Below are 1,784 nucleotides of genomic sequence, written 5' to 3'. Positions count from 1 at the left end.
TTGTAAGCGTTGAGTTGTAATTTCACGATTGGGTTGATTTGAAATTGCACAATCGGTCTGATGGAAGGATACCCGCCATCACTAAGGAGACTGCCTGTGCCCCATCGTGAGAGAGTGTTTACCATGAAGGAAGTGGATCGGTTAAAGACCATTGAAGCCCTTGCAGAGGGTAGATTGACTGCCAGTATCGCGGCACAACGCATTAATCTGAGTACCAGACAGGTCTACAACCTGTTGGCGCGTTATCGGGTGGAGGGGCCGCTAGGATTACGATCACTGCGCGTTGGTAAGCCCAGTAATCACCAGTTGCCGACCGGCATGAAGGAACTAGCTGGGCAACTGATTTTACAGCATTACCCCGACTTCGGCCCTACCCTCGCAGCAGAAAAGCTGGCCGAGCTGCACGATCTCCACCTTGCCGTGTCTACGGTACGCCAGCTGATGATCAATATGGGACTATGGGTGCCACGGCGGCAACGCCCTCCAAGAATCCAACAGCCTCGCTACCGGCGTGCTTGCTTCGGCGAATTGATCCAGATCGATGGTTGTGATCACCGATGGTTTGAGGAAAGAGGGCCTGCATGTACTGCCATCGTGTTCGTGGATGACGCTACTAGCCAGATCACTGCTCTGCGGTTTGTGTATTCCGAGTCTACATTCGCCTATTTTAGTACCTTGCGCGATCATCTGAGCGCACATGGCAAGCCACTGGCCCTTTACAGCGACAAGGCCAGCGTTTTTAGGGTGAATCACAAGTCCTCCCGTGGTGAGGGACAAACACAGTTTGCGCGAGCCCTGGACGAACTCAATATCGAGGGGTTCTGTGCCCATAGCAGTGCAGCCAAGGGACGTGTCGAACGTGCACACCTGACCTTACAGGATAGGTTGGTGAAGGAGTTGAGGTTAGCTGGCATCAGCTCGATAGACGATGCTAATAAATGGCTACCGGACTTTATCGCTGATTACAACCGACGTTTTGGCAAAGCTCCATTGCATGAACTGGATGTACATCGCCCCTTGAGCCCACATGATAATTTGGATCATATCCTGCTTTGGAAAGAGCCAAGGCTGATCTCAAAACGGCTTACGACGCAATATGACAAGGTGCAATATCTGTTGATGGATACGCCTTCCCAACGCCGTCTGATTGGACGAGAAATTGTGGTTTATCACTATTGCGATGATCGGGTTGAATTACGTGGCCCTGATGGCAACCTGTTGGATTACTGCATTAATGATCGGCTTGCACCGGTCAATCAGGGGGCTATTGTCGATAACAAGCGGCTTGGCCACGTTTTGCAGATGGCTCAGGAAGTACAGACGATGCGGGATGATGTGCGTTCACGTAGTTTGCCGAACACCCCGACAGCCAACCGACGTCGTGGGCCACATCCAGACAAGGTAAAGCCGAATCGACTGGGGGAAGAACAGTATTACAAGGCGCTGTTGGATGTCAGTGGTGAACGGATGGAGGCACAATTAGATAGGCTAGAACTTGCCGATATTGCCAATGAAGCTACACAGACAGCGGTAAAACGTAAACGGGGAAGGCCGCAAATAACAGGGCCAAGAGATGAATCTCCGTCACCAGTTGTTCAAGATGCGATAAACCTGTGGCAGCAGAGAGCACGATCATAAATTAGGCCTGTGTAAATAAGGTCTGCATATGCTGAGTTTATTTGTAGAAGTTCATACTTGATTTGATTGTATAGATCTAGTTATCACCTGACACCGGCCTCAAACCGGTGTCTTGTTTACGCTACTTTAGTGCGCACTTCCTTCGG

1 pseudogene is annotated in these 1,784 nt (G+C 50.6%); it reads left to right on the top strand.

From position 1 onward, the window contains the following. Positions 1-60: 60 nt before the first annotated feature. Positions 61-1,446, top strand: a pseudogene (locus PG883_RS23370) (ISNCY family transposase); the annotation flags it as partial. Positions 1,447-1,784: the final 338 nt, after the last annotated feature.

It is taken from the genome of Aeromonas sp. QDB25 (assembly GCF_027707725.1).
GTDB classification, from domain to species: domain Bacteria; phylum Pseudomonadota; class Gammaproteobacteria; order Enterobacterales; family Aeromonadaceae; genus Aeromonas; species Aeromonas caviae.
This window is presented reverse-complemented; position numbering and strand designations above follow the sequence as displayed.